This is a genomic window from Streptomyces sp. NPDC037083 (assembly GCF_055606485.1).
This window is the reverse complement of record NZ_JBVJSQ010000001.1, coordinates 187,166-207,875: the sequence shown is the minus strand read 5'-3', so window position 1 is coordinate 207,875 and position 20,710 is coordinate 187,166. Positions and strand designations below refer to the sequence as shown.

General features: G+C 70.8%; 24 protein-coding genes and 1 pseudogene. 11 read left to right on the top strand and 14 right to left on the bottom strand.

The features are described from left to right. Positions 1 to 119 precede the first annotated feature (119 nt). A complete protein-coding gene (locus ACZ7DE_RS00995) occupies positions 120 to 377 on the bottom strand; it encodes a WhiB family transcriptional regulator (RefSeq protein ID WP_016639615.1) in 258 nt (85 codons plus the stop codon). A 320-nt stretch (positions 378 to 697) separates the two neighbouring features. Continuing rightward, on the bottom strand, positions 698 to 1,666 hold the full coding sequence (locus tag ACZ7DE_RS00990) for a diacylglycerol/lipid kinase family protein (RefSeq protein ID WP_470756540.1): 969 nt from the start codon (positions 1,664 to 1,666) through the stop codon (positions 698 to 700). Positions 1,667 to 1,814: 148 nt separating this feature from the next. Here ACZ7DE_RS00990 and ACZ7DE_RS00985 point away from each other — a divergent pair, with 148 nt between their 5' ends. Continuing rightward, a complete protein-coding gene (locus ACZ7DE_RS00985; protein WP_470756538.1) occupies positions 1,815 to 2,255 on the top strand; it encodes a hypothetical protein in 441 nt (146 codons plus the stop codon). A gap of 54 nt (positions 2,256 to 2,309) precedes the next feature. Here ACZ7DE_RS00985 and ACZ7DE_RS00980 read toward each other — a convergent pair whose 3' ends face one another. The 3 genes from ACZ7DE_RS00980 to ACZ7DE_RS00970 form a co-directional block, all read right to left on the bottom strand. After that, complete coding sequence (locus ACZ7DE_RS00980; RefSeq protein ID WP_470756536.1) at positions 2,310 to 3,419, bottom strand: RNA polymerase sigma factor SigF; 1,110 nt, start codon at positions 3,417 to 3,419, stop codon at positions 2,310 to 2,312. Beyond that, the gene (locus ACZ7DE_RS00975; RefSeq protein WP_004925829.1) at positions 3,416 to 3,829 is read right to left on the bottom strand and encodes an ATP-binding protein; all 414 of its coding nucleotides are present in this window, start codon (positions 3,827 to 3,829) and stop codon (positions 3,416 to 3,418) included. Before ACZ7DE_RS00975 ends, ACZ7DE_RS00980 begins: the two co-directional genes overlap by 4 nt. Positions 3,830 to 4,210: 381 nt before the next feature. Beyond that, complete coding sequence (locus ACZ7DE_RS00970; protein WP_328479770.1) at positions 4,211 to 4,471, bottom strand: UBP-type zinc finger domain-containing protein; 261 nt, start codon at positions 4,469 to 4,471, stop codon at positions 4,211 to 4,213. A 60-nt stretch (positions 4,472 to 4,531) separates the two neighbouring features. On the opposite strand from ACZ7DE_RS00970, the gene ACZ7DE_RS00965 reads away from it, so the two are divergent. Beyond that, a complete protein-coding gene (locus tag ACZ7DE_RS00965) occupies positions 4,532 to 6,130 on the top strand; it encodes a Na+/H+ antiporter (RefSeq protein WP_470756533.1) in 1,599 nt (532 codons plus the stop codon). A gap of 19 nt (positions 6,131 to 6,149) precedes the next feature. Here the strand turns inward: ACZ7DE_RS00965 and ACZ7DE_RS00960 are convergent, their stop codons facing one another. Continuing rightward, the gene (locus ACZ7DE_RS00960) at positions 6,150 to 7,055 is read right to left on the bottom strand and encodes a 1-aminocyclopropane-1-carboxylate deaminase/D-cysteine desulfhydrase (protein ID WP_470756531.1); all 906 of its coding nucleotides are present in this window, start codon (positions 7,053 to 7,055) and stop codon (positions 6,150 to 6,152) included. A gap of 155 nt (positions 7,056 to 7,210) precedes the next feature. Here ACZ7DE_RS00960 and ACZ7DE_RS00955 point away from each other — a divergent pair, with 155 nt between their 5' ends. From ACZ7DE_RS00955 to ACZ7DE_RS00940, 4 genes and pseudogenes are all read left to right on the top strand, one after another. Continuing rightward, complete coding sequence (locus tag ACZ7DE_RS00955) at positions 7,211 to 8,617, top strand: family 2B encapsulin nanocompartment shell protein (RefSeq protein ID WP_470756529.1); 1,407 nt, start codon at positions 7,211 to 7,213, stop codon at positions 8,615 to 8,617. A 50-nt stretch (positions 8,618 to 8,667) separates the two neighbouring features. Next, positions 8,668 to 9,726 carry a family 2 encapsulin nanocompartment cargo protein polyprenyl transferase gene (locus ACZ7DE_RS00950; RefSeq protein WP_470757902.1) on the top strand — a complete coding sequence of 353 codons (1,059 nt, stop codon included), beginning with the start codon at positions 8,668 to 8,670 and terminating at the stop codon, positions 9,724 to 9,726. 389 nt (positions 9,727 to 10,115) lie between these two features. Continuing rightward, a pseudogene (locus ACZ7DE_RS00945) lies at positions 10,116 to 10,274 on the top strand (dihydrofolate reductase family protein); the annotation flags it as partial. A gap of 67 nt (positions 10,275 to 10,341) precedes the next feature. After that, positions 10,342 to 10,638: a hypothetical protein gene (locus ACZ7DE_RS00940; protein ID WP_470756527.1), complete on the top strand. Its 297-nt coding sequence runs from the start codon at positions 10,342 to 10,344 to the stop codon at positions 10,636 to 10,638. Positions 10,639 to 10,780: 142 nt separating this feature from the next. On the opposite strand, the gene ACZ7DE_RS00935 is transcribed toward ACZ7DE_RS00940, so the two are convergent. From ACZ7DE_RS00935 to ACZ7DE_RS00925, 3 genes are read right to left on the bottom strand one after another with little or no spacing between them, the layout of a single operon-like run. Then, the gene (locus ACZ7DE_RS00935; protein WP_470756525.1) at positions 10,781 to 11,551 is read right to left on the bottom strand and encodes a VOC family protein; all 771 of its coding nucleotides are present in this window, start codon (positions 11,549 to 11,551) and stop codon (positions 10,781 to 10,783) included. Further along, positions 11,548 to 11,961: a VOC family protein gene (locus tag ACZ7DE_RS00930; protein ID WP_470756523.1), complete on the bottom strand. Its 414-nt coding sequence runs from the start codon at positions 11,959 to 11,961 to the stop codon at positions 11,548 to 11,550. Before ACZ7DE_RS00930 ends, ACZ7DE_RS00935 begins: the two co-directional genes overlap by 4 nt. 10 nt (positions 11,962 to 11,971) lie before the next feature. Next, positions 11,972 to 12,370 (bottom strand): helix-turn-helix transcriptional regulator, encoded by a 399-nt coding sequence (locus ACZ7DE_RS00925; RefSeq protein ID WP_470756521.1) that lies wholly within the window; start codon positions 12,368 to 12,370, stop codon positions 11,972 to 11,974. Positions 12,371 to 12,472: 102 nt separating this feature from the next. On the opposite strand from ACZ7DE_RS00925, the gene ACZ7DE_RS00920 reads away from it, so the two are divergent. The 3 genes from ACZ7DE_RS00920 (at position 12,473) to ppk2 (ending at position 14,853) form a co-directional block, all read left to right on the top strand. Continuing rightward, positions 12,473 to 13,627 carry an inorganic phosphate transporter gene (locus ACZ7DE_RS00920; protein ID WP_470756520.1) on the top strand — a complete coding sequence of 385 codons (1,155 nt, stop codon included), beginning with the start codon at positions 12,473 to 12,475 and terminating at the stop codon, positions 13,625 to 13,627. A 21-nt stretch (positions 13,628 to 13,648) separates the two neighbouring features. Next, positions 13,649 to 13,882 (top strand): hypothetical protein, encoded by a 234-nt coding sequence (locus ACZ7DE_RS00915; RefSeq protein ID WP_470756518.1) that lies wholly within the window; start codon positions 13,649 to 13,651, stop codon positions 13,880 to 13,882. 65 nt (positions 13,883 to 13,947) lie between these two features. Then, positions 13,948 to 14,853: a polyphosphate kinase 2 gene (ppk2, locus tag ACZ7DE_RS00910; RefSeq protein ID WP_470756516.1), complete on the top strand. Its 906-nt coding sequence runs from the start codon at positions 13,948 to 13,950 to the stop codon at positions 14,851 to 14,853. 120 nt (positions 14,854 to 14,973) lie between these two features. On the opposite strand, the gene sodN is transcribed toward ppk2, so the two are convergent. Beyond that, the gene (gene sodN / locus ACZ7DE_RS00905) at positions 14,974 to 15,369 is read right to left on the bottom strand and encodes a superoxide dismutase, Ni (RefSeq protein ID WP_470756514.1); all 396 of its coding nucleotides are present in this window, start codon (positions 15,367 to 15,369) and stop codon (positions 14,974 to 14,976) included. A gap of 145 nt (positions 15,370 to 15,514) precedes the next feature. Between sodN and sodX the strand changes: the two genes are divergently transcribed. Beyond that, positions 15,515 to 15,949, top strand: coding sequence for a nickel-type superoxide dismutase maturation protease (gene sodX / locus ACZ7DE_RS00900; RefSeq protein ID WP_470757900.1), 435 nt, complete (start codon positions 15,515 to 15,517; stop codon positions 15,947 to 15,949). On the opposite strand, the gene ACZ7DE_RS00895 is transcribed toward sodX, so the two are convergent. Then, a complete protein-coding gene (locus ACZ7DE_RS00895) occupies positions 15,853 to 16,482 on the bottom strand; it encodes a CGNR zinc finger domain-containing protein (RefSeq protein WP_470756512.1) in 630 nt (209 codons plus the stop codon). The two genes, sodX and ACZ7DE_RS00895, sit on opposite strands and share 97 nt — an antisense overlap. A 97-nt stretch (positions 16,483 to 16,579) precedes the next feature. Between ACZ7DE_RS00895 and ACZ7DE_RS00890 the strand changes: the two genes are divergently transcribed. After that, positions 16,580 to 17,410 carry a class I SAM-dependent methyltransferase gene (locus ACZ7DE_RS00890; RefSeq protein WP_470756510.1) on the top strand — a complete coding sequence of 277 codons (831 nt, stop codon included), beginning with the start codon at positions 16,580 to 16,582 and terminating at the stop codon, positions 17,408 to 17,410. Positions 17,411 to 17,557: 147 nt separating this feature from the next. On the opposite strand, the gene ACZ7DE_RS00885 is transcribed toward ACZ7DE_RS00890, so the two are convergent. From ACZ7DE_RS00885 to ACZ7DE_RS00875, 3 genes are read right to left on the bottom strand one after another with little or no spacing between them, the layout of a single operon-like run. Next, positions 17,558 to 18,319 carry an amino acid ABC transporter ATP-binding protein gene (locus tag ACZ7DE_RS00885; protein ID WP_470756508.1) on the bottom strand — a complete coding sequence of 254 codons (762 nt, stop codon included), beginning with the start codon at positions 18,317 to 18,319 and terminating at the stop codon, positions 17,558 to 17,560. Continuing rightward, on the bottom strand, positions 18,316 to 19,284 hold the full coding sequence (locus ACZ7DE_RS00880; RefSeq protein WP_470756506.1) for an amino acid ABC transporter permease: 969 nt from the start codon (positions 19,282 to 19,284) through the stop codon (positions 18,316 to 18,318). Before ACZ7DE_RS00880 ends, ACZ7DE_RS00885 begins: the two co-directional genes overlap by 4 nt. 39 nt (positions 19,285 to 19,323) lie before the next feature. After that, positions 19,324 to 20,286: an ABC transporter substrate-binding protein gene (locus ACZ7DE_RS00875; protein WP_470756504.1), complete on the bottom strand. Its 963-nt coding sequence runs from the start codon at positions 20,284 to 20,286 to the stop codon at positions 19,324 to 19,326. Between the last annotated feature and the right edge of the window lie 424 nt (positions 20,287 to 20,710).

Genomic DNA, 20,710 nt, shown 5'->3' with positions numbered 1-20,710 from the left:
TCGAATGCTCGTTGCCAGCTTGTGCTGCGCATCGGGGGTACTGCGCGCTGCGGCTCGGGGGCGGGAGAAGCGTACTCGCTGTACGCGCCGCCAAGCTCAGGCTTGCGGGGTGGGTGTTGTCAGGCGGAGGCCTGACGGGCCCGGTTGCGGGCGGCGCGGCGCTTCATGGCGCGACGCTCGTCCTCGCTGAGACCACCCCAGACGCCGGAGTCCTGGCCGGACTCGAGCGCCCACTGCAGACACTGCTCCATAACCGGGCAGCGACGGCAGACGGCCTTGGCTTCCTCGATCTGCAGCAGCGCAGGACCGGTGTTGCCGATGGGGAAGAAGAGCTCGGGGTCTTCCTCGCGGCAAACGGCGTTGTGACGCCAGTCCATGGCTGCTACCTCTCCTTGGTATTACATGCAGGTTGCTTGTGAATGTGAACGCTTTCACGAATCCCTCAACAGGTGAAGGGCCACCAGCCAGGTTTCCCTGGCGCGGTCCTGATGTTTGAAGAGGGGTTCCGGTGATCAGTGGATGCCGGTGTTGCGGGCTGTCCCGATCGCCACGTAGAGACTCGCAAACCTCAGCGGCGGATACAACCCCTTCCGGAAAGTTTTTTTTGATTCCTCGGTGTCGACTAGGTCACAGCCGTACTTCCATGGGGTGGATCCTGGCCTAAACGTTCGAGTGAAAGGACTTCAGCCCTTTCTGCTCACACAATCACACGCAGTGCACGGCGTACGCCTGTGAACGTCACGCTGGTTCGCAGGCCGAGGTGGTCACCGTCCATCTGGAGGGGGAGTGGGACCTTCGAATGCAAGGTGAACTGGTCCAGATCGTGCAGTGAGACGGCGTGCTTTCCATGCGGTCCCCGCTCGGGGGACGAAGTGAGCAACTGGGTGCCATATCGGGCAACCGCGGCGGTGGACAGACGGCTGAGACCGAGTACGTCGAGCCCGGTATCGAACGAGGCCTTAGGTGACGCGTACACCGGGCGATTGCCCAGATAGGTCCACGGAGCCGTGTTGCAGACTATGGACAGCACCAAATCGGTCACCGGTTCCGCGCCCGGCCGCTCCAGGGTGATCGTCCCGTGCCGGCGCTGCGGCTCGCCCAGAAGCTGGCGCACGGCCTGGCGGATGTAAAGAGCGTGGGTGGATTTCCTGCCCCGTTCGCGCTGCTGCTCCACACGGCCCACCACTCCGGCGTCGAAGCCGAGGCCGGCGTTGAACGTGAACCAGCGCGACGGCACCGCCTCGTCCTCCGTACCGGGCGTCCCCGCGGCCAGCCCGAGGCCGACCGTGCGCTGGCGGCCCTCGCGCAGGGCGTCCAGCAGGGCGCCGGTGGCCTCCACGGGATGGTTGGGCAGGTCCAGGGCGCGCGCGAAGACGTTGGTGGAGCCGCCGGGGACCACCGCGAGGCCGGGCAGGTTCTCCGGATCCGGGCCGGCGTGCAGGAGACCGTTGACGACCTCGTTCACCGTGCCGTCGCCGCCGAGGGCCACCACCAGGTCGACGTTTCCGCTCTCCGCCGCCTGGCGGCCCAGGTCACGCGCGTGCCCGCGGTACTCGGTGGTGACCGCCTCGAGCTTCATCTCGCTCGCGAGCGCGTGGAGGAGGACGTCGCGCGTCCGTGCACTGGTAGTGGTTGCCGCCGGATTGACCACGAGAAGTGCACGCATGAGTTGCAGCGTACCTACTGGGTGGTACCGGGCACAGGCCGAGGTGGGGATCGGGTAAGAGATCACCAAGTGAGCCTCGACACCAGCGCTGTCCCCGTGCGGACCGGCGGTCGGGGGGCCCACGGGGCCTGCGGGCTACCCTTCAGGGGTGAGCAGTGAGCAGACCCCGACAGCCCCGGAAACCGCAGAGCCCCGCCCGCGCCGGGTGACGTACGCCGCCGCGCTCTGCGCCCTGGAAGGGCTGGCGCTGGTCGTCGGCGGGGTGTGGATGCTCGTCCTGGGGATCACCGGAGATCCGGACGACCGTCAGCAGGCCGTCACCGGAGGAGTCACGCTGGTCGTGCTCGCCCTGCTGCCGCTGCTGGCCGCCCGCGGACTGCTGGGCCTGCGCGGCTGGAGCCGCGGGCCCGCCGTCATGACGCAGATCATGGCGCTGCCGGTGGCCTACAACCTGCTGCAGGCCGACAGCATGGCCATCCCGGCGGGCATCGCGCTCATGGCCGTCGCCGTCGCCGCGCTCGTGCTGCTCGTGAACCGCGAGACGACCAGGGCCCTCGGCATCCGGGGGCCCGGCCGATCGTCTGAGTGACCGCCGCGGCGGCCCGTCACTCCCCGGCTGTTCCCCGCCCGTCCGCGTTCTCGTCTACTCCTCGACGAGGAGCTTCTCCCGCAGCTGCGCCAGCGTGCGCGCCAGCAGCCGGGAGACGTGCATCTGCGAGATGCCGACCTCCTGCGCGATCTGCGACTGGGTCATGTTGCCGAAGAACCTCAGCAGCAGGATCCGCTTCTCGCGCGGCGGGAGGTCCTCCAGGAGCGGCTTGAGCGACTCCCGGTACTCGACGCCCTCGAGCGCCTCGTCCTCCGCGCCGAGGGTGTCCGCGACCGCCGGCGACTCGTCGTCGGTGTCCGGGACGTCCAGGGACAGCGTGGAGTACGCGTTGGCGGACTCCAGGCCCTCCAGCACCTCCTCCTCCGAGATCGCCAGCTTCTCGGCGAGCTCGTGGACCGTGGGGGAGCGGCCGTGCTGCTGCGACAGCTCGGCCGTCGCCGTGGTCAGGGCCAGGCGCAGCTCCTGGAGTCTGCGCGGTACCCGCACCGCCCAGCCCTTGTCGCGGAAGTGGCGCTTGATCTCGCCGACGACCGTCGGGGTCGCGTACGTGGAGAACTCCACGCCGCGGTCCGGGTCGAAGCGGTCGACCGACTTGATCAGACCGATGGTGGCGACCTGGGTGAGGTCGTCCAGCGGTTCGCCGCGGTTGCGGAACCGGCGCGCGAGATGTTCGACCAGCGGCAGATGCATCCGTACCAGCTGGTTGCGCATCTCCGCGTACTCGGGGCTGCCGTCCTGCAGCTTGCGCAGCTCGACGAACATCGCCCGTGCCCCGCTCCGGTCCGCCGGAACGTGGGGTGGTGGTTCGTGCTGCGTGCCCGGCACGCTGTGTTCGCCGTCTCGCTCGTGCTCGCTCATTGTCCCGCCCGTCGCCCTCTGTCGAGCCCTCGCCCCTGCTCGGCCTGGGGGCGAGCCCCCGGTCCGCCTCTCCCGGGACGAGTCCTGCACGGCAGCTTCCGCCAGACCCGCCCGCGCGGAGGCCGAGTCGTCCTCCGGATGCGGCCGGGCCTGCTCGGGAATGCCGTCGATGCCGTCCGCCATGCGTCGGGAACCGTCCGGAGAGACTGGAATCCCGGCGTCGCCGGCCGGCAGCTCCCGTGTGCCGCGCTCTTCGTCCCGCACCGGCCCGTCCCCGTTCCTCACGCCGGCCCGGGTCCCGCGCCGCGCTGTTTGTAGAGGCTGATCGACACGGTCTTGTCCTCGTCGACGGCGGAGGACACCTTGCCCGCCAGGGCGGACAGGACGGTCCAGGCGAAGGTGTCACGCGAGGGGGCGTGGCCGTCCGTGGTCGGCGCCGAGACGGTGACCTCGAGCGAGTCGTCGACGAGTCGGAACACGCAACTGAGTACCGAGCCGGGCACGGCCTGCTGGAGCAGGATCGCGCAGGCCTCGTCCACCGCGATGCGCAGGTCCTCGATCTCGTCCAGGGTGAAGTCCAATCGGGCCGCGAGGCCGGCCGTGGCCGTCCGCAGCACCGACAGGTAGGCACCCGCAGCCGGCAGCCGGACTTCCACGAAGTCCTGGGTCGCGGGCTCGCCTGCGATCTGGGACACCCTCACCTCCAAGGTGGTACAAGCTTTTCGGGGCCGAGGGTCGCCCCCCGGGGTAACGCGTGTGTGGTGCAGCGGTGACGCTATCGCGCTCTCAAGTTTCCTGTCCCCGGGACCCCAACCCCCTGGCGTCACTCACAGTAAAGCTGTGAACACGCTCCGTGTCTAGAGGTCTGCGGACCCAAATGGGAAGAGGGCGCGCCGGGTTGACGTACCCAGGCGTCAGATGGTCGAACCGTACCCGCCGGACGACCGGGGCGTCTCATGAGTTCAACGGTCGCACGGCCTCAGAAGTTCACGCGAGGCCACGCCGTCCGGAACCGGACGCCGGAGGCCGGGGCATACGGGGACGGGAGGTGCGGGGACGGGGCATACGAGGACGGTTCATACGAGGACGTGGTCGACGAAGCACCAGCGCCAGTTCTCGCCGGGCTCGAAGGTCCGCATCACCGGGTGGCCGGACTCCTTGTGGTGCTCGGTCGCGTGCCGGCTCGGCGAGGAGTCGCAGCAGCCGACGTGGCCGCACGTCAGGCACAGTCGCAGCTGCACCGGGTGGGTGCCGTCCCGCAGGCACTCCGGGCACGTCTCGCCGAGCGGGACGGGTTCGGGGTGGGGCAGCGCGTCGGCGTGGGTGCACTGTTTCATGATTGCCAGATTACGACGGGTGTGCGGACGACCGCGCGGAAAAACGAGGGCGGGCCAGACATGGACGTGATGCCACTGCTGTTGCTGGTGGCCGGCAGCGCGGCGACCGCCGCGGCGGCCCGGCGTACCCCGGTGCCGGCGCCGCTGCTGCTGGTGGCGGTCGGCCTGCTGGTGTCGTACGTGCCGGGGGTTCCGGACTACACCCTGGACCCCGACGTCGTCCTGCCGCTGCTGCTGCCGCCGCTGCTGTACACCTCGGCCACCGACAGCTCCTACCTCGACCTGCGGGCCCAGCTGCGGCCGGTGGCGCTGCTGTCGGTCGGGTACGTGCTGTTCGCGACCTTCGTCGTCGGCTGGGCCGCCTACCTGCTCGTCCCCGGGCTGCCGCTGACGGCGGCGCTGGTGCTGGGCGCGGTGGTCGCGCCGCCGGACGCGGTCGCGGCCACTGCGGTGGCCCGCCGGGTCGGCCTGCCCTCGCGGATCACCACGATCCTCCAGGGCGAGTCGCTGCTGAACGACGCCACCGCGATCACCGCCTACAAGGTGGCCCTCGCGGTGGTGGTCGGCGAGGGCGCGTCCTGGGCCGGCGGCATCGAGGAGTTCCTGGTGGCCGCGGTCGGCGGCACCGCCGTCGGCCTGATCCTCATGGCCCCGCTGCACTGGCTGCGCACCCACCTCAAGGAGCCCCTGCTCCAGAACACGCTCTCCCTGCTGATCCCGTTCGTCGCGTACGCGGCCGCCGAGCAGTTCCACGCCTCCGGCGTCATCGCCGTGGTCGTCGTCGCGCTCTACCTCGGCCACCGCGCGTGGGAGGTCGACTTCGCCACCCGCCTGCAGGAGGAGGCCGTGTGGAAGATGGTGGCCTTCGTGCTGGAGTCGGCGGTCTTCGCGCTGATCGGCCTGCAACTCCCGGTCGTCCTCAGGGGCCTCGGCGCCTACGAGGGCCTGGACGCCGCCTGGTACGCCGTCGCGCTCTTCCTCGTGGTCGTCGCGGCCCGCTTCCTGTGGGTGTACCCGGCGACCTTCCTGCCCCGGCTGTTGTGGCCACGCATCCGCGCGCGCGAGGAGAACCCGACCTGGCGGGGCCCGATCGTCATCGCCTGGGCGGGCATGCGCGGCGTTGTCTCGCTGGCCATCGCCTTCTCCATCCCGCTCACCGTGGACGACGGCGACGCGCCCTTCCCGCACCGCAACCTCATCCTCTTCCTCACCTTCACCACGGTCATCGGCACCCTCGTGGTGCAGGGCCTGACCCTGCCGCCGCTGATCCGCCTGCTGAGGTTCCCCGAACCCGACCCGCAGGCCGCGACGCTCGCCGAGGCCAATGCCCAGGCCCAGGCCTCCCGGGTCGCCGAGGAGCGCCTGGACGCGCTTCTGGCCGACGAGCGCAACGCCCTGCCCCCTCCTCTCGCGGACCGGCTCCGCAACGTCCTGGAGCGCCGCCGCAACGCCGTCTGGGAGCGCCTCGGCCAGGTCAACCCGGTCACCGGCGAGACCGTCGACGACACCTACCGGCGTCTGTCGCGCGAGATGATCAGCGCCGAGCGGGAGATGTTCGTCCGGCTGCGCGACGGCCGCTACATCGACGACGAGATGCTGCGCACGCTGCTGCGCCGACTGGACCTGGAGGAGGCGGCGGCATACCGGGAGACGACGTGAACGGGCCTCGCGCGCGGTCTCACGCGTCGAACGGCGAGCCCGTCACCACGGCCGCGAGGCGGGTCCCGGGCGGGAAGGCGCCCTCCTCGGCCAGGACGACGAGGGCGTAGAGCGACTTGGCGACATAGAGACGTTCGACGGGGACGCCGTGCCGTCGCCCGAAGTCCTCGGCGAAGGCCTCCAGCGCGGGGGTGACGCGCGCGTACCCGCCGAAGTGGAAGCGCTCGTCGAGCCGCCACTCGCCCCGCCGGCCCCCGAAGGCCTCCTCCTGCAGTGCGAGTACCGCCTCACCCAGGAAGCCGCCCTTGAGGACCGGTATCCCCAGGGCCCGCTGGCCGGGCGCGAGACCGGCGGCCAGGCCGGCGAGCGTGCCCCCGGTGCCGCAGGCGAGGGCGACCACGTCGGCACGGCCGCGCAGCTCCTCGCCGAGCGCCCGGCAGCCGCGCACGGCCGCCGCGTTGCTGCCCCCCTCGGGGACGACGTACGCGCCCTCGGCGCCGGCCGCGCCCAGCAGCCTCTCCAGCACCTCGGGCTCGGCCTTGCGGCGGTAGGTCGAGCGGTCCACGAAGTGCAGCCGCATGCCGTCGGCCGCGCAGCGGGCCAACGAGGGGTTCAGCGGCCGCCCGGCCAGCTCGTCGCCGCGCACCACGCCCACCGTGGGCAGCCCCAGGAGCCGGCCGGCGGCGGCCGTGGCCCGCAGGTGATTGGAGTAGGCGCCGCCGAAGGTCAGCAGGGTCCGTCCCGCCGCCCGTTCCAGGTTGGGCACGAGTTTGCGCCACTTGTTGCCGATCAGCTCCGGATGGATCAGGTCGTCCCGCTTCAACAGCAGCCGGACGCCGTGCCGCTCGAACCGGTCGTCGTCGACCTCCTGGAGCGGGGAGGGCAGGCGGGGGTGGAGGTCGCTCACCCGCTCATTGTCGAACATCGTTCGGTGAAACGTGCCTCTTCCCAGCCCACGATGATCCATTCCCGCTCGTTCGGGTAATAGCACGAGCACACTCCGTGATGGAAGGCTGGTCTGCGTGAACAGTGCATCGGCGCAGATCGGCGCCCGTGCATGAATCGGGAGGGCAATTTCTCATGTCGGTAGGCGAAGAGGTCCGCACGGAGTCGGGCAAGCCGCAGCAGAGTCTCGGCACCGCGGCCGCGCGGAACCTGGCCACCACGACCAAGTCCGCACCGCAGATGCAGGAGATCAGCTCCCGCTGGCTGCTGCGGAATCTGCCCTGGGTCGACGTGCAGGGCGGTACGTACCGGGTCAACAGGCGGCTCACGTACGCGGTGGGCGACGGCCGCATCACGTTCGTCAAGACCGGCGACCGCGTCGAGGTCATCCCGGCCGAGCTGGGCGAACTGCCCGCGCTGCGCTCCTACGAGGACGACGAGGTGCTCGGGGAGCTCTCCCAGCGCTGCCGCCAGCGGGAGTTCGGCCCCGGCGAGGTGATCGCCTCCTTCGGCAGCCAGACCGACGAGGTCTACCTGCTGGCGCACGGCCGCGTGGAGAAGGTCGGCACCGGCCCCTACGGCGACGACCAGGTGCTCGGCGTCCTCGCCGACGGCGCCTACTTCGGCGACCAGGCGCTGCTCGACGCGGACGCCATCTGGGAGTACACGGCCCGTGCGGACACGGCCTGCACCCTGCTCGTCCTGGCCCGGCAGGACGTCGAACAGGTCGCGGAGCGCGCCGACTCCCTGCGCGAGCACCTCCGGCAGCTGCGCGCGATCCCCCAGCAGCGCACCAACAAGTACGGCGAGAAGGAGGTCGACCTCGCGGCGGGCCACGCCGGCGAGCCGGACATCCCGCACACCTTCGTGGACTACGACGCCCGGCCCCGCGAGTACGAGCTGAGCATCGCGCAGACCGTCCTGCGCATCCACTCGCGCGTGGCCGACCTGTACAACCAGCCCATGAACCAGACCGAGCAGCAGTTGCGGCTGACGGTCGAGGCGCTCAAGGAGCGTCAGGAGCACGAACTCGTCAACAACCGGGAGTTCGGTCTCCTGCACAACTGCGAGTACGACCAGCGGCTCCAGCCGCACGACGGCGTGCCCGGCCCGGACGACCTGGACGAACTGCTCAGCAGGCGGCGCGGCACCAAGATGCTGCTCGCCCACCCGCGTGCGATCTCCGCGATCGGCCGTGAGCTCAACAAGCGCGGCCTCGTGCCCGAGACGATCGACGTCGGCGGCAACCGGATTCCCACCTGGCGCGGGGTGCCGATCTACCCGTGCAACAAGATCCCCGTCACCGAGGCGCGCACCAGCTCGATCATCGCCCTGCGTCTGGGCGAGCAGGACCAGGGCGTCATCGGCCTGCGCCAGTCCGGCATCCCGGACGAGATCGAGCCCAGCCTCTCCGTGCGGTTCATGGGCATCAACGAACAGGCGATCATCAAATACCTGGTCACGGCCTACTACTCGGCCGCGGTCCTGGTGCCGGACGCGCTGGGCGTCCTGGAGAACGTCGAGATCGGCCGCTGGCGGTGACCTCCGCCGTCAGGCGGTACGGGGGCGAGGCGCGCGAGGGGCGGAAACCCATCGGGAGCCAGGGCGAGGGCGCCCCGGGCGCGGCCGACGGGCACGAGGCGACGGAGATCCTGGAGCGTTCCCGGGCGTCGGTCGACCCGGCGCTGCGGGCGGCGATCGATTCGCTGCCCGGCTCGATGCGCAGGATCGCGCTCTACCACTTCGGCTGGGAGCACGCGGACGGCACTCCGGCGGCGGGCAACGCGGGCAAGGCGATCCGTCCGGCCCTCGTGCTCGCCGCGGCCGCGGCGCTCGGCGGCCCGGCGGCCCGCGCGGCGGCGGTCCGGGCCGCCGCGGCGGTCGAACTGGTCCACAACTTCACGCTGCTGCACGACGACGTGATGGACCGGGACGCCACCCGCCGCCACCGTCCCACCGCCTGGACCGTGTTCGGCGACGCCGACGCGATCCTCGCGGGGGACGCCCTGCAGGCCCTCGCCCTCGGGCTGCTCGCCGCGGACCCGCACCCCGCTTCCTCGGCGGCCGCGGCCCGGGTCGCGGCCTGCGTGGTCGAGCTGTGCGCGGGCCAGCAGGCGGACACCGCCCTGGAGAGACGCGGCCCCGCCGAGGTCACCCTCGACGAGGTGATCGTCATGGCCGAGGCCAAGACGGGCGCGCTGCTCGGCTGCGCCTGTGCGGTCGGCGCGCTCTACGCGGGGGCGGCGGAGGAGGACGTCGAGGCGCTGGACGCGTTCGGCCGGGAGGCCGGGCTCGCCTTCCAGCTCATCGACGACGTCATCGGGATATGGGGCGACCCGCGGCACACCGGCAAACCGGCCGGCGCGGATCTCGCGGCCCGCAAGAAATCCCTCCCGGTGGTCGCCGCGCTGACCTCCGGCACCCCGGCGGCCGGCGAACTGGCCGAGCTGTACGCGGCGCCCTACCGACCGGCCGACCTGGACCGCACGACGACGGCCGTCGAACGGGCCGGCGGCCGCGCGTGGGCACAGGAGCAGGCGGCCGACCGGATGTCCCGCGCGATGCACGAGCTGGCCCGGGCGATCCCGGACCCGGAGTCGGCGGGCGGCCTGCTGTCCCTGGCGGAATTCGTAACCCGCCGCAACAACTGACCCACCCGCCCGCCCCCCCGTGGGGCTCACCAGGCCTCGCCTCACCCACCGGCCGACCAGGGCCGGCCGACCAGGGCCGGCCGACCGCCGGACCCACTCGACCGGCCCGGCCGGCCAGCGCGGGCCAGCCGGTCCCGAGAGTCCCCGTGCCCCCCGTGACCGCGGCTCAAGGCCGTGGGTTCGGGGGGCTTGAGGGCTTGAGGGCTTGAGGGCCTGAGGGGGCGGGGGTGGACGGCGGGCAGTTCGGAAGGGCCTGGGGGCTGTCGGCGGTTCGGCCGGGTGGGGCGGCGTGCCGGCGGACGTCAGGGGCCGGCGGTCGGTACCACCGTTTCGACGATGCGCTCGACGAGGCCGTCCGGCACTCCCACGTCCGGCAGGACGCCGTCGACGACGAGATCGACGAGCCGGTGACCAAGACCTACCCGATCGTCTACGGCGCGGGCATGCCGATGTTCGGCGCCGGCTTCGACCTCGCCCGCTTCACCCTGGGCGCGGTGCGCTCCTTCGGCAACGGCGCGGTGGTCCGTACGTACGGCAGGGCACGCTGACGCTCGGCGGGGGGCCGCTTGCGTACGGCGGGGGGCGCTTGCGTACGGGCCGTCCTACCCTGAGGACATGGACAGGGAACAACGCGTCTGCCCCGCCTGCGGGAAGCCCGTGCAGTCCGTCATCCGCCGGCACAAGACGCTGGGCGCGTGGGTGCCGCGGTGGGTGCCGGGGCCGTGCCACAACCCGGAGTGCGAGGCGTACGTGGAGCCGGGCGCCCAGCGCGAGCACGCCGACCCCGAGCACTCCGACCCCGAGCACGCCTCCTCGCCCGAAACCGTCGCCCCGCCCGGAACTGTCTCCGCGCCCGAACCCGTCTCCTCGTCCGAACAGGAGCCCGGCGCCCCGACGGCCCGTACCTCCTGACAGCCGGCGTCACTCGTCCGGCGGCTGCCTCTGCGGTCGCTCGCGATCCGGCATCCGCATACGGCGGGCGCGGCCCCGGGCAGCCGGCGCAGGACGGCGGGCAGGGCGCCCGCCGGCACATGCCGTGCGGGACGACGAGCGGTCAGCGACCACCTGTCCGGGGAAGTCCGCCCGTATCCGCGTCACGCCCGGTCAGGCAGTACAGGCCGCCCGCCGGATCGCGCATCACCGTCCAGTGGGGGTGCCGGGCGACGAACCGCGCGCCGAGCCGCTCGTGGCGGGCGCGCGCGGCGTCGACGTCCGCGCCGCAGGCGAGGTCGAGGTGGGCGGAGACCGGGCCGCCGTCCTCCGGCCGCTCCTCGTCGAGCCGCTGCAGCAGGATGCGGACCGCGAGCCCGGGCGGCGGTTCGAGCACATGGAACTCGGGCCGGGATCCGGGCCGGGCCGACCAGTCGGACAACAGGGCAGTCCAGAAGGCGACTTCCGCGTCGAACGCAGACGGCGGGAGGTCGACGCACACCTGGTCGAGACGGCTGCCGGCCACCACGGGCGGCCGCACGGCCTCGCCGTGCCACGGCACCGCACAGAACGGCTGCCCGGCCGGGGAGCGCAGCACCGCCCAGTCCTCGTGCGCGGCGGCCGATTCCGCCCCCAGCTCCAGCGCCTCCTCGACGAACCGGGGCACGTCCTCGACCGCGAAGTCGAGATGTGCGCCGCCGGCGCCGTCCGCGACGCCCTGGATCTTCACGCAGGCATCCGTGCCCTCGGCCAGCAGGGTGACGAACTCCCCCTTGTCGCCCCTGGCTTCGGACAGGCGGGTGTCCGTGACGGCGGTCCAGAAGGCACAGGCCCGCTCGAACAGCGCGGCGGGCCGGTCGACGAAGGCGTACGTCCAGCGGACGGGTCGGCTCACGCCTTGCGCTCCATGAACCGCAGCATGTTCCCGGCCGGGTCGCGGAACGCGCAGTCGCGCACCCCGTACGGCTGGTCCGTCGGTTCCTGGAGCACCTCGACGCCGGCCTCCTGCACGCGCGCGTGCAGGGCGTCGCAGTCGGCGGTGGTGAAGATGACCCCGCGCAGCACGCCCTTGGCGAGCAGCCGGGCCATCGCCTCCCGGTCGGCCGGGGAGAAGTCCGGGTTCGCGCCCGGCGGCTCCAGCACGATGTTCACGTCCGGCTGCAGCGGAGACCCGACGGTGACCCAGCGCATCCCCTCGAAGGAGACGTCGTTGCGGACTTCGAGACCGAGCACCTCGACATAGAAGTGCAGGGCCTTGTCGTGGTCGTCGACGGCGACGAAACACTGGTGGAGTTTGAGATCCATGGCATCCACCCTAGGGCCGGCCCCGCCGGGGCCGGGTGAACGTGCGGGCCACGCACGGCGGGATCACCGCGCTCTCGTCGTGCGACCGCGCCCGGTACGCGCTCGGGGTCTCGCCGACCAGCTCGGTGAAACGGGAGCTGAACGAGCCGAGCGAGGTGCAGCCGACCGCGATGCAGACCTCCGTCACGGTCAGGTCCCCGCGGCGCAGCAGAACCTTGGCACGCTCGACGCGGCGGGTCATCAGATAGCCGTAGGGCGTCTCGCCGTACGCCTCGCGGAAGCTGCGCTGGAAGTGGCCGGGGGACATCAGCGCCGTGCCGGCCAGTGCGGCGATGTCGAGGGGCTCGGCGTACTCGCGGTCCATCCGGTCGCGCGCCTGCCGCAACCTCACCAGGTCCTCCCGTGTCATCACGCCAGGATCGCACGATCCTTACACGTCGGGCGCGGAGAGCGGAAACAGGCTTTGCCTCCAGTTCGCCTCACGTATGGAAGCGCTTGCTCCCCTGAGGGAATGGACCACATCACGTTCCTCGTGGCGGTCGTCATCGTCACGGCCCTGGCCTTCGACTTCACCAACGGATTCCACGACACGGCGAACGCGATGGCGACCTCCATCGCCACCGCCGCGCTCACACCGAGGACCGCGGTCCTGGTGAGCGGAGTCCTCAACATCGTCGGCGCCTTCCTGTCCACCGAGGTCGCGAAGACCATCTCGGGCGGCATCGTGGACGACAGTCTCGTCTCACCGGGGATGATCTTCGCCGGGCTGGTCGGGGCCATCCTGTGGAACCTGCTGACCTGGCTGGTCGGCCTGCCGTCGAGTTCGTCGCACGCGCTGTTCGGCGGGCTGATCGGGGCGGTGTGGGTCGGGGCCGGGTCCCATGGGGTGCACTTCGACAAGGTCGTCGAGAAGATCCTGATCCCGGCCGTGGCCTCCCCGCTGGTGGCGGGCGTGGCGGCGCTGCTCGCGACCTATCTCGCCTACCGGCTCACCGAGCGCGCCCGGCGGGGACCGGTCACCCGGGGTTTCCGGATCGGGCAGATCGCCTCCGCCTCGCTGGTCTCCCTCGCGCACGGCACGAACGACGCGCAGAAGACCATGGGCGTCATCACCCTGACCCTGATCTCGGCGGGCGCGCTCGGCCATGACGCAGGGCCGCCGGTGTGGGTGGTCGCCTCCGCCGGACTCGCCATCGGCCTGGGCACCTATCTCGGCGGCTGGCGGATCATCCGCACCATGGGCAAGGGCCTGACCGAGATCCAGTCCCCGCAGGGCTTCGCCGCCGAGACGGCCTCCACGACCGTCATCCTCACCTCCGCGCACCTCGGCTTCGCCCTGTCCACCACCCAGGTCGCCTCCGGCAGCATCCTCGGCGCGGGTCTGGGCCGGCGGCTTGCGGAGGTGCGCTGGGGCGTGGCGGGCCGCATGGTGATCGCATGGCTGGTCACCCTGCCCGCGGCGGCGCTGGCCGGCGGCCTCGCGGCGAGCGCGGTCACGCACGGCGGCAACCTCGGCACGACGGTCGTCGCCCTGGTGGGCATCGCGCTCGCCGCCGGCATCGTCGTGATCTCCCGCCGCAACCCCGTGCACGCCCACAACGTCAACGACGGCCGTGAGGTCGCCCTGCGCACCGCCCCGCCCACCGACGTCCGAACGGCCGCCTGAGCAGACACCGGAGTTCACGCCATGAGTATCGACTGGACCGCACTCGGCCAGGTCACCGCGGTGAGCGTCGGCGTCACCGTCGCCGTGGTCACCGTCTTCGCCCTGGGAGTCCTGGGCCTGGCCCGGGCGGACGGCACGCGCGAGGAGAGGCCCGGCGTCTCCGCCGCGGGCCGGGCGCAGGCCGCACTGTGCTTCCTCGCCTGCGCGGCGGTGGTGGCCTACGGGATCCGCCTCATCGTGCCGCAGTTCCACTGAGTCCCGAGATCCGACCCCCGAGACATGACACGCGACACGAGATCCGAGACCGGGAGACAGACGCCGTGACGACACCGCCCCCGCTGTCCGAACCGGCCGACCTGCGGGTCGACTACAGCGACCACGACGACCCCGTGCTCGTCCGGCCGGACGGAAGCCCGGTGGACACCTGGCGGGAGAACTACCCCTACCCGCGGCGCATGGAGCGCAAGGAGTACGACTGGCACAAGCGGCTGCAGCAGATCGAACTGCTGAAGCTGCAAAGCTGGATCAAGGAGACCGGACGTCGGCTCGTGATCGTCTTCGAGGGCCGTGACGCGGCCGGCAAGGGCGGCACCATCAAGCGGTTCACCGAGCACCTCAACCCGCGCGGCGCCCGGGTCGTGGCCCTGGAGAAGCCCACCGAGCGCGAGCGCGGGCAGTGGTACTTCCAGCGGTACGTCGAGCAGCTGCCCACCGCGGGCGAGATCGTCCTCTTCGACCGGTCCTGGTACAACCGGGCCGGCGTCGAGCGGGTCATGGGCTTCTGCACCGACGACGAGTACGAGCGCTTCGCCCGCCAGGCCCCCATGTTCGAGCGGATGCTCGTGGACGACGGCGTCGACCTGGTGAAGTTCTGGTTCTCGGTCTCGCAGAGCGAGCAGCGCACCCGCTTCACGATCCGCCGGATCGACCCCGTACGGCAGTGGAAGCTCAGCCCGATGGACCTGGCCTCGCTGGACCGCTGGGACGACTACACCGCCGCCAAGGTCGCCATGTTCCGCGAGACGGACACGGCGTACGCGCCCTGGACGGTGGTCAAGAGCAACGACAAGAAACGGGCCAGGGTCGAGGCGATGCGCAGCGTGCTCGCCCGGTTCGACTACGACGACAAGGACGAGGAGGTCGTCGGGACGCCCGACCCGCGCATAGTCGGCGCGGCGGCGGGACTGCTGGAGGTGGGCGAGGACGACCCGGCCGGCGGGGCCTGAACGTCACGACGGAGGGGCCCGGTCGGCTGTCCGACCGGGCCCCTCGCGCAAGGTGTGACGAGCGTTCCCCACGACCCGCGACGGTGCACCTGCCGCAGGTCATGGACGAGGAACGGCCGGTCAGGCCTTCTTGGTCTCCCAGAAGATGTCGCTGATCTCGGCGATGAGCTCCAGGGCCTTCTCGCCGGTCTTCGGGTCGGTCGAGCCCTTGGCGGCCGACAGCGCCTTCAGGGCGTCGTTGACCAGCTGGTGCAGCTGGGGGTACTTCTCGAAGTGCGGGGGCTTGAAGTAGTCGCTCCACAGCACGGAGACGTGGTGCTTCGCGAGCTCGGCACGCTGCTCCTTGATGACGGTGGCGCGCGCCTGGAAGTGCGGGTCGTCGTTGGCGGCCATCTTCTCCTGCACGGCCTTCACCGACTCCGCCTCGATGCGGGCCTGGGCCGGGTCGTACACACCGCAGGGCAGGTCGCAGTGTGCGCTGACCTTGACCGTGGGGGCAAACAGGCGGGAAAGCATGGAGCGTTCCTTCCTCGTGATCGTCTTCTCAGGTGGGACATTACTCCCTGAGCGACTGCTTTTGGCGGGTGCCCCCATGGGCTTAGGACAAAAGTCCGGGGTCAGACTGAGACTGGTGGACGAACGGACCGGGGAGGTGCCGGGCATGCCGGAACCGTCGCAGGAGACCGAGCGGGGCATGGCCCCCGCGCCCTTCGGGCTGGCCGAGGTGACCGGTCCGTCCATGGTGCCCACGCTCCACCACGGGGACCGGCTGCTGGTGCAGTACGGCGCGCGGGTGCGGCCCGGTGACGTGATCGTGCTGCGGCATCCCTTCCAGCAGGACCTGCTGGTCGTCAAACGGGCCGTCGAGCGCCGTGAGGGCGGGTGGTGGGTCCTGGCGGACAACGCCTACGCAGGCGGCGACAGCACGGACTACGGGACCGTGCCCGACGAGCTGATCCTGGGCCGGGCGCGGCTGCGCTACCGTCCGCTGAAGCCGGATCAGCGCTCCCCGCTGGCGGTGGTGCGCTGGGCGCTGTCGGCGGCCAGGCCCGTGCCGGCCGTGCGGTCCGCCTCCAGGCGCTTGCGGGCGCGGTAGGCGGCCACGTTGGCGCGGGTGGCGCAGCGGTCGGAGCAGTAGCGCCGGGAGCGGTTGGTCGAGGTGTCGAGGTAGGCGTTGCGACAGGGGCTCGCCTCGCACAGGCCCAGCCGGTCGACTCCGTACTCGGTGAGGTGGAAGGCCAGGCCCATGGCCGCGATGGCCGCGTAGCCGGCGGTCGCGTTGGACGGGTGGTCGGCCAGGTGCATGTGCCACAGCGGGCGGCCGTCGTCGTCGCGGAAGTCGTGGCCGGAGATCTGCGGGCTCACCGGGAACTCCAGCAGCAGGGAGTTCAGCAGGTCCACCGCGAGGGTCTCGTCGCCGCCGTCGGCCGCCTCGAAGACCGCGCGCAGCCGGCCGCGGACCGAGCGGAACCGGGTGACGTCCGCGTCGGTGGCGCGGCGGGCGGCCGACTGGTTGCCGCCGAAGAGCGCTCGGACGGCCTCGACCGAGGTCAGGGCGTCCTTGCCGCGGGTCGGCTCCTCGCTGTTGACGAGCCGCACGGCGTAGTCCGAGTAATAGGCCAGTTCCACTTGTAGTCCTTACGGGGGCGCTCTATGGTCGGGATGCGGGCGGAGTAACGGCCGTTCGTGCTTCCAGGGTATTACGTGACCTATGCGGAGGATGGCGATGACGGACGCGCAGACGACCCCGACCGGTGCCACGGCCGACACCGAGCCCGATGCCTCGCCCCACGCCACGACCGCAGCCGCGGCCGGTGCCGACTGGGCTGCCTGGCAGCGGAGCTGGGACCGCCAGCAGGAGTGGTACATGCCCGACCGCGAGGAACGCTTCCGGATCATGCTCGACATGGTGGAGGCGCTCGTCGGGCCCGCCCCGCGCGTCCTCGACCTCGCCTGCGGCACCGGCACCGTCACCGCCCGGCTGCTGGCCCGGCTGCCCGACGCCACCAGCACCGGCGTCGACCTCGACCCGGCGCTCCTCGCCATCGCCGAGGGGACCTTCGCGGACGACGACCGCGTCACCTTCGTGACCGCCGACCTCAAGGACCCCGACTGGCCGGCCCGGCTGCCCCACGAGTCCTACGACGCCGTCCTGACCGCCACGGCCCTGCACTGGCTGCACAGCGAACCCCTCGCGGCCCTCTACGGTCGGATCGCGGAACTCGTCCGCGACGGCGGTGTCTTCATGAACGCGGACCACATGATCGACGACGCGACGCCCCGGATCAACGCGGCGGAGCGCGCCCAGCGCCACGCCCGCATGGATCAGGCCAAGGGCGACGGGGCCCTGGACTGGGCCGAGTGGTGGCAGCTCGCCGCCAAGGACCCGGTGCTCGCCGAGCCGACGGCCCGGCGCTTCGAGATCTACGGCGAGCACGCCGACGGCGACATGCCCTCCGTGGGATGGCATGTGCGCGAGCTGCTGGCGCGCGGGTTCGGTGAGGCCCGGGCGGTGTGGTGCTCGCCGTCGGACACCTTGGTGCTGGCGCTGAAGTGAGCGTGCGGGGGCCGCGGCCCCCGGCCCGGAGAAGCGGCGGCGACGGCGAAGGGGCGGCGACGGCGAAAGGGCGGTACGGCGAAGGGGCGGTACGGCGAAGGGGCGGTACGGGATCCCGTACCGCCCCTTCTTCGCGCGCCGTTCCTGCTACAGCACCTTCGACAGGAACGCCTGCGTCCGCTCCTGCTGCGGGTTGGTCAACACGTCCCGCGGGTTGCCGGACTCGACGACCACACCGCCGTCCATGAAGACCAGGCTGTCGCCCACCTCGCGGGCGAAGCCCATCTCGTGGGTGACGACGACCATCGTCATCCCGGACTCGGCCAGGTCGCGCATGACGTCGAGGACGTCGCCGACCAGCTCCGGGTCGAGGGCCGAGGTCGGCTCGTCGAACAGCATCAGCTTCGGGTCCATCGCCAGCGCCCGGGCGATGGCGACGCGCTGCTGCTGGCCGCCGGAGAGCTGCGAGGGGTAGTTGTCGGCCTTGTCGGCCAGGCCGACCCGGTCCAGCAGCTCCCGCGCCCGCTCCCGGGCCTGCGCCTTGCTGACGCCCTTGACCTGCACCGGGGCCTCGACCACGTTCTCCGCCGCCGTCATGTGCGGGAACAGGTTGAACCGCTGGAACACCATGCCGATGTCCCGGCGCTTCAGCGCGACCTCGCTGTCCTTGAGCTCGTACAGCTTGTCGCCCTTCTGGCGGTAGCCCACCAGGTCCCCGTCGACGTACAGCCGGCCGGCGTTGATCTTCTCCAGGTGGTTGATGCACCTGAGGAAGGTCGACTTGCCGGAGCCGGACGGGCCGATGAGGCAGAACACCTCACCGTTCTTGACCTCCAGGTCGATGCCCTTGAGGACCTCGACCGCGCCGAAGGACTTGTGGACGCCCTCCGCCTTCACCATCGCGGTCATGCCGCACCCCTTTCGCGGCCGATCGTGAGCAGGTTCGCCCTGATCCTCTGGAAGACCGTGGGCGGGAGGCTACGGCTCGAACCCCGTGCGTAGTAACGCTCCAGGTAGTACTGGAAGACGCTGAAGATGCTGGTCATGACCAGGTACCAGATGGAGGCCACGAAGAGCAGTTCCATCACGGCGAACGACGAGGAGCCGATCACCGAGGTCGAGCGCAGCAGTTCGTTGTAGGTCACCACGTACACCAGCGACGAGGTCTTCAGCATGTTGATGAACTCGTTGCCGGTCGGCGGCACGATCACCCGCATCGCCTGCGGGATGACGATCCGCCGCAGCGTCTTGCCGTGGCTCATGCCCAGCGCGTGGGCCGCCTCGGTCTGTCCCTCGTCCACGGCCAGCAGGCCGGCCCGGCAGATCTCGGCCATGTACGCGGCCTCGTTCAGGCCGAGACCGAGCAGGGCGCACATGAACGGCGTCATGACGTCCGTCATCTCGTCCTTGTAGATCGGACCGAGGTTCAGGACGGGGAAGATCAGCGCCAGGTTGAACCACATCAGCAGCTGCACGTACACCGGGGTGCCGCGGAAGAACCAGATGTACAGCCAGGCGACCGTGCTGGTCACCGGGTTCTTCGACAGGCGCATCACGGCCAGCAGGACGCCCAGGACCACGCCGAGCACCATGGACAGGATGCTGATCAGCAGGGTGCGCCCGGCGCCCGCGATCACCGTCGAGTTGAACAGCTGGTCGCCGACCGTGTCCCACTGGATGTCGCCGGCCGCGAACGCGTTGACCAGCAGGGCGAGGAGCGCGATGACGACGACGGCGCTCACCCAGCGGCCGTAGTGGCGCACCGGAATGGCCTTGATCGCCTCCGGCGGGCCGGAGAACGCCGGCTCCTTGGCGGCCGGTGGGGTGTCCTCCGGCGGTGCGCCCGCGGAGGACTTGTCGAACTTGTCAGTCATGGGGACTGCCCTTCGAAGACTTCAGGAGGTGCGGGTGGATCACTTGCCGCCGTTGATCGCGGCGGCCTTGATCGCGCCGCTCTCGGCGCCCCACTTCTCCAGCACCTTCTGGTACGAGCCGTCCTTGATGATGGCGTCGACGGCCTCCTTGAGGGCGTCGCGCAGCTGGGTGTTCTTCTTGTCCACGACGATGCCGAACGGAGCGGCCTCGTACTGCTTGTCGAGAACCTCGAAGGTGTTGCCGTTGCCCGCCTTGCGGGCCATGTCCACGGCGACCGGGTAGTCGTTGACGCCGGCCACGGCGCCGCCGGACTTCACTCGGGTCTGGGCCTCGGTGTCGTTCTCGAAGGACTCGATCTTGAGGGCCTTCTTGCCGTCGGTGGTGCACTTCTTCGACTGCGTCTGCAGGGCCTCTTCGTACGTGGTGCCCCGCTGCACCGCGACCGTCTGACCGCAGAGGTCGTCCAGCGTCTTGATGCCCTTGGGGTTGCCCTTCTGGACGTAGACGGCCGTGCCGGCGGTGAAGTAGTCGACGAAGTCGACGCCCTCGCCCAGCTTCTTGCCCTTGTCGTCCAGCCCCTCCTGGCGCTGCTTGTTGTCAGTGATCGACGACATGGCGACGTTGTAGCGGCCTGTGTTGACCGCGGTGATCAGGGTGTCGAAGCCGCCCGAGGTGAACTGGAAGTCCACGCCGAGCTGCTTGCCGAGCGCGGCGGCGATGTCGGGGTCGACGCCCACGATCTTGCCGCCCTCGACGGACTCCATCGGGGCGTACTCGGCGTTGGTGCCGACCTTGATGACACCCGCCTTCTGGATGTCGGCCGGAAGCTTCGAGAAGAGGGGAGCCTTGTCGGAGCCGCTCGACGACTGGGAGGAGCTGCCGCCGCCCTCGGTCTGGTCGCCGCAGGCGGTGAGCAGCAAGGCGCCCGCGACCGCGAGGGATCCGACCGCTGCCAGGCGGGTGCGCGCGGCGGTCGTGCGTCGGGTGGAGCTTGCGGTCATGGTGGATTCCTCCGGCGGATGGATGGAGATGCCGATGGGTCGACAAATGCCGATGGGTCGACGAGAACACACACCTTCGGGTGTCGCGACCTCGTGTGATGACGGCATCTTGCCATTCGGACGACGGCATTCAGGGGGCCAGCCATGTCAAAATCGGATAACGGGCGACCCCCGAACCGCATCAGTCCGGTACATCACGACCGGACGGAGCCGGACCATCTGCGGGAATCCCCCCTTCCGGCCGAAAGATCTTCGGTTCATCTCACCATGTGATCGCTCGTCGTGCGCCCCATACGTTGACTTGAGTGCGTGTCAAGGCTTGTCAAGGGCTTCGGTGACCCCGGCCGTTCTTCGTGCATGACTCATGTCACTCGCGGTGACCTCTGTCGAAGGTCCACAGGCCCGGGGATGTGACCTTGCACCG

Coding starts and splice junctions, on each gene's coding strand:
- ACZ7DE_RS00995 (WP_016639615.1), bottom strand. CDS start 377: ATGGACTGGCGTCACAACGCCGTTTGCCGCGAGGAAGACCCCGAGCTC.
- ACZ7DE_RS00990 (WP_470756540.1), bottom strand. CDS start 1,666: ATGCGTGCACTTCTCGTGGTCAATCCGGCGGCAACCACTACCAGTGCA.
- ACZ7DE_RS00970 (WP_328479770.1), bottom strand. CDS start 4,471: ATGAAACAGTGCACCCACGCCGACGCGCTGCCCCACCCCGAACCCGTC.
- ACZ7DE_RS00965 (WP_470756533.1), top strand. CDS start 4,532: ATGGACGTGATGCCACTGCTGTTGCTGGTGGCCGGCAGCGCGGCGACC.
- ACZ7DE_RS00960 (WP_470756531.1), bottom strand. CDS start 7,055: ATGTTCGACAATGAGCGGGTGAGCGACCTCCACCCCCGCCTGCCCTCC.
- ACZ7DE_RS00955 (WP_470756529.1), top strand. CDS start 7,211: ATGTCGGTAGGCGAAGAGGTCCGCACGGAGTCGGGCAAGCCGCAGCAG.
- ACZ7DE_RS00940 (WP_470756527.1), top strand. CDS start 10,342: ATGGACAGGGAACAACGCGTCTGCCCCGCCTGCGGGAAGCCCGTGCAG.
- ACZ7DE_RS00930 (WP_470756523.1), bottom strand. CDS start 11,961: ATGGATCTCAAACTCCACCAGTGTTTCGTCGCCGTCGACGACCACGAC.
- ACZ7DE_RS00925 (WP_470756521.1), bottom strand. CDS start 12,370: ATGACACGGGAGGACCTGGTGAGGTTGCGGCAGGCGCGCGACCGGATG.
- ACZ7DE_RS00920 (WP_470756520.1), top strand. CDS start 12,473: ATGGACCACATCACGTTCCTCGTGGCGGTCGTCATCGTCACGGCCCTG.
- ACZ7DE_RS00915 (WP_470756518.1), top strand. CDS start 13,649: ATGAGTATCGACTGGACCGCACTCGGCCAGGTCACCGCGGTGAGCGTC.
- sodN (WP_470756514.1), bottom strand. CDS start 15,369: ATGCTTTCCCGCCTGTTTGCCCCCACGGTCAAGGTCAGCGCACACTGC.
- sodX (WP_470757900.1), top strand. CDS start 15,515: ATGCCGGAACCGTCGCAGGAGACCGAGCGGGGCATGGCCCCCGCGCCC.
- ACZ7DE_RS00890 (WP_470756510.1), top strand. CDS start 16,580: ATGACGGACGCGCAGACGACCCCGACCGGTGCCACGGCCGACACCGAG.
- ACZ7DE_RS00885 (WP_470756508.1), bottom strand. CDS start 18,319: ATGACCGCGATGGTGAAGGCGGAGGGCGTCCACAAGTCCTTCGGCGCG.
- ACZ7DE_RS00880 (WP_470756506.1), bottom strand. CDS start 19,284: ATGACTGACAAGTTCGACAAGTCCTCCGCGGGCGCACCGCCGGAGGAC.
- ACZ7DE_RS00875 (WP_470756504.1), bottom strand. CDS start 20,286: ATGACCGCAAGCTCCACCCGACGCACGACCGCCGCGCGCACCCGCCTG.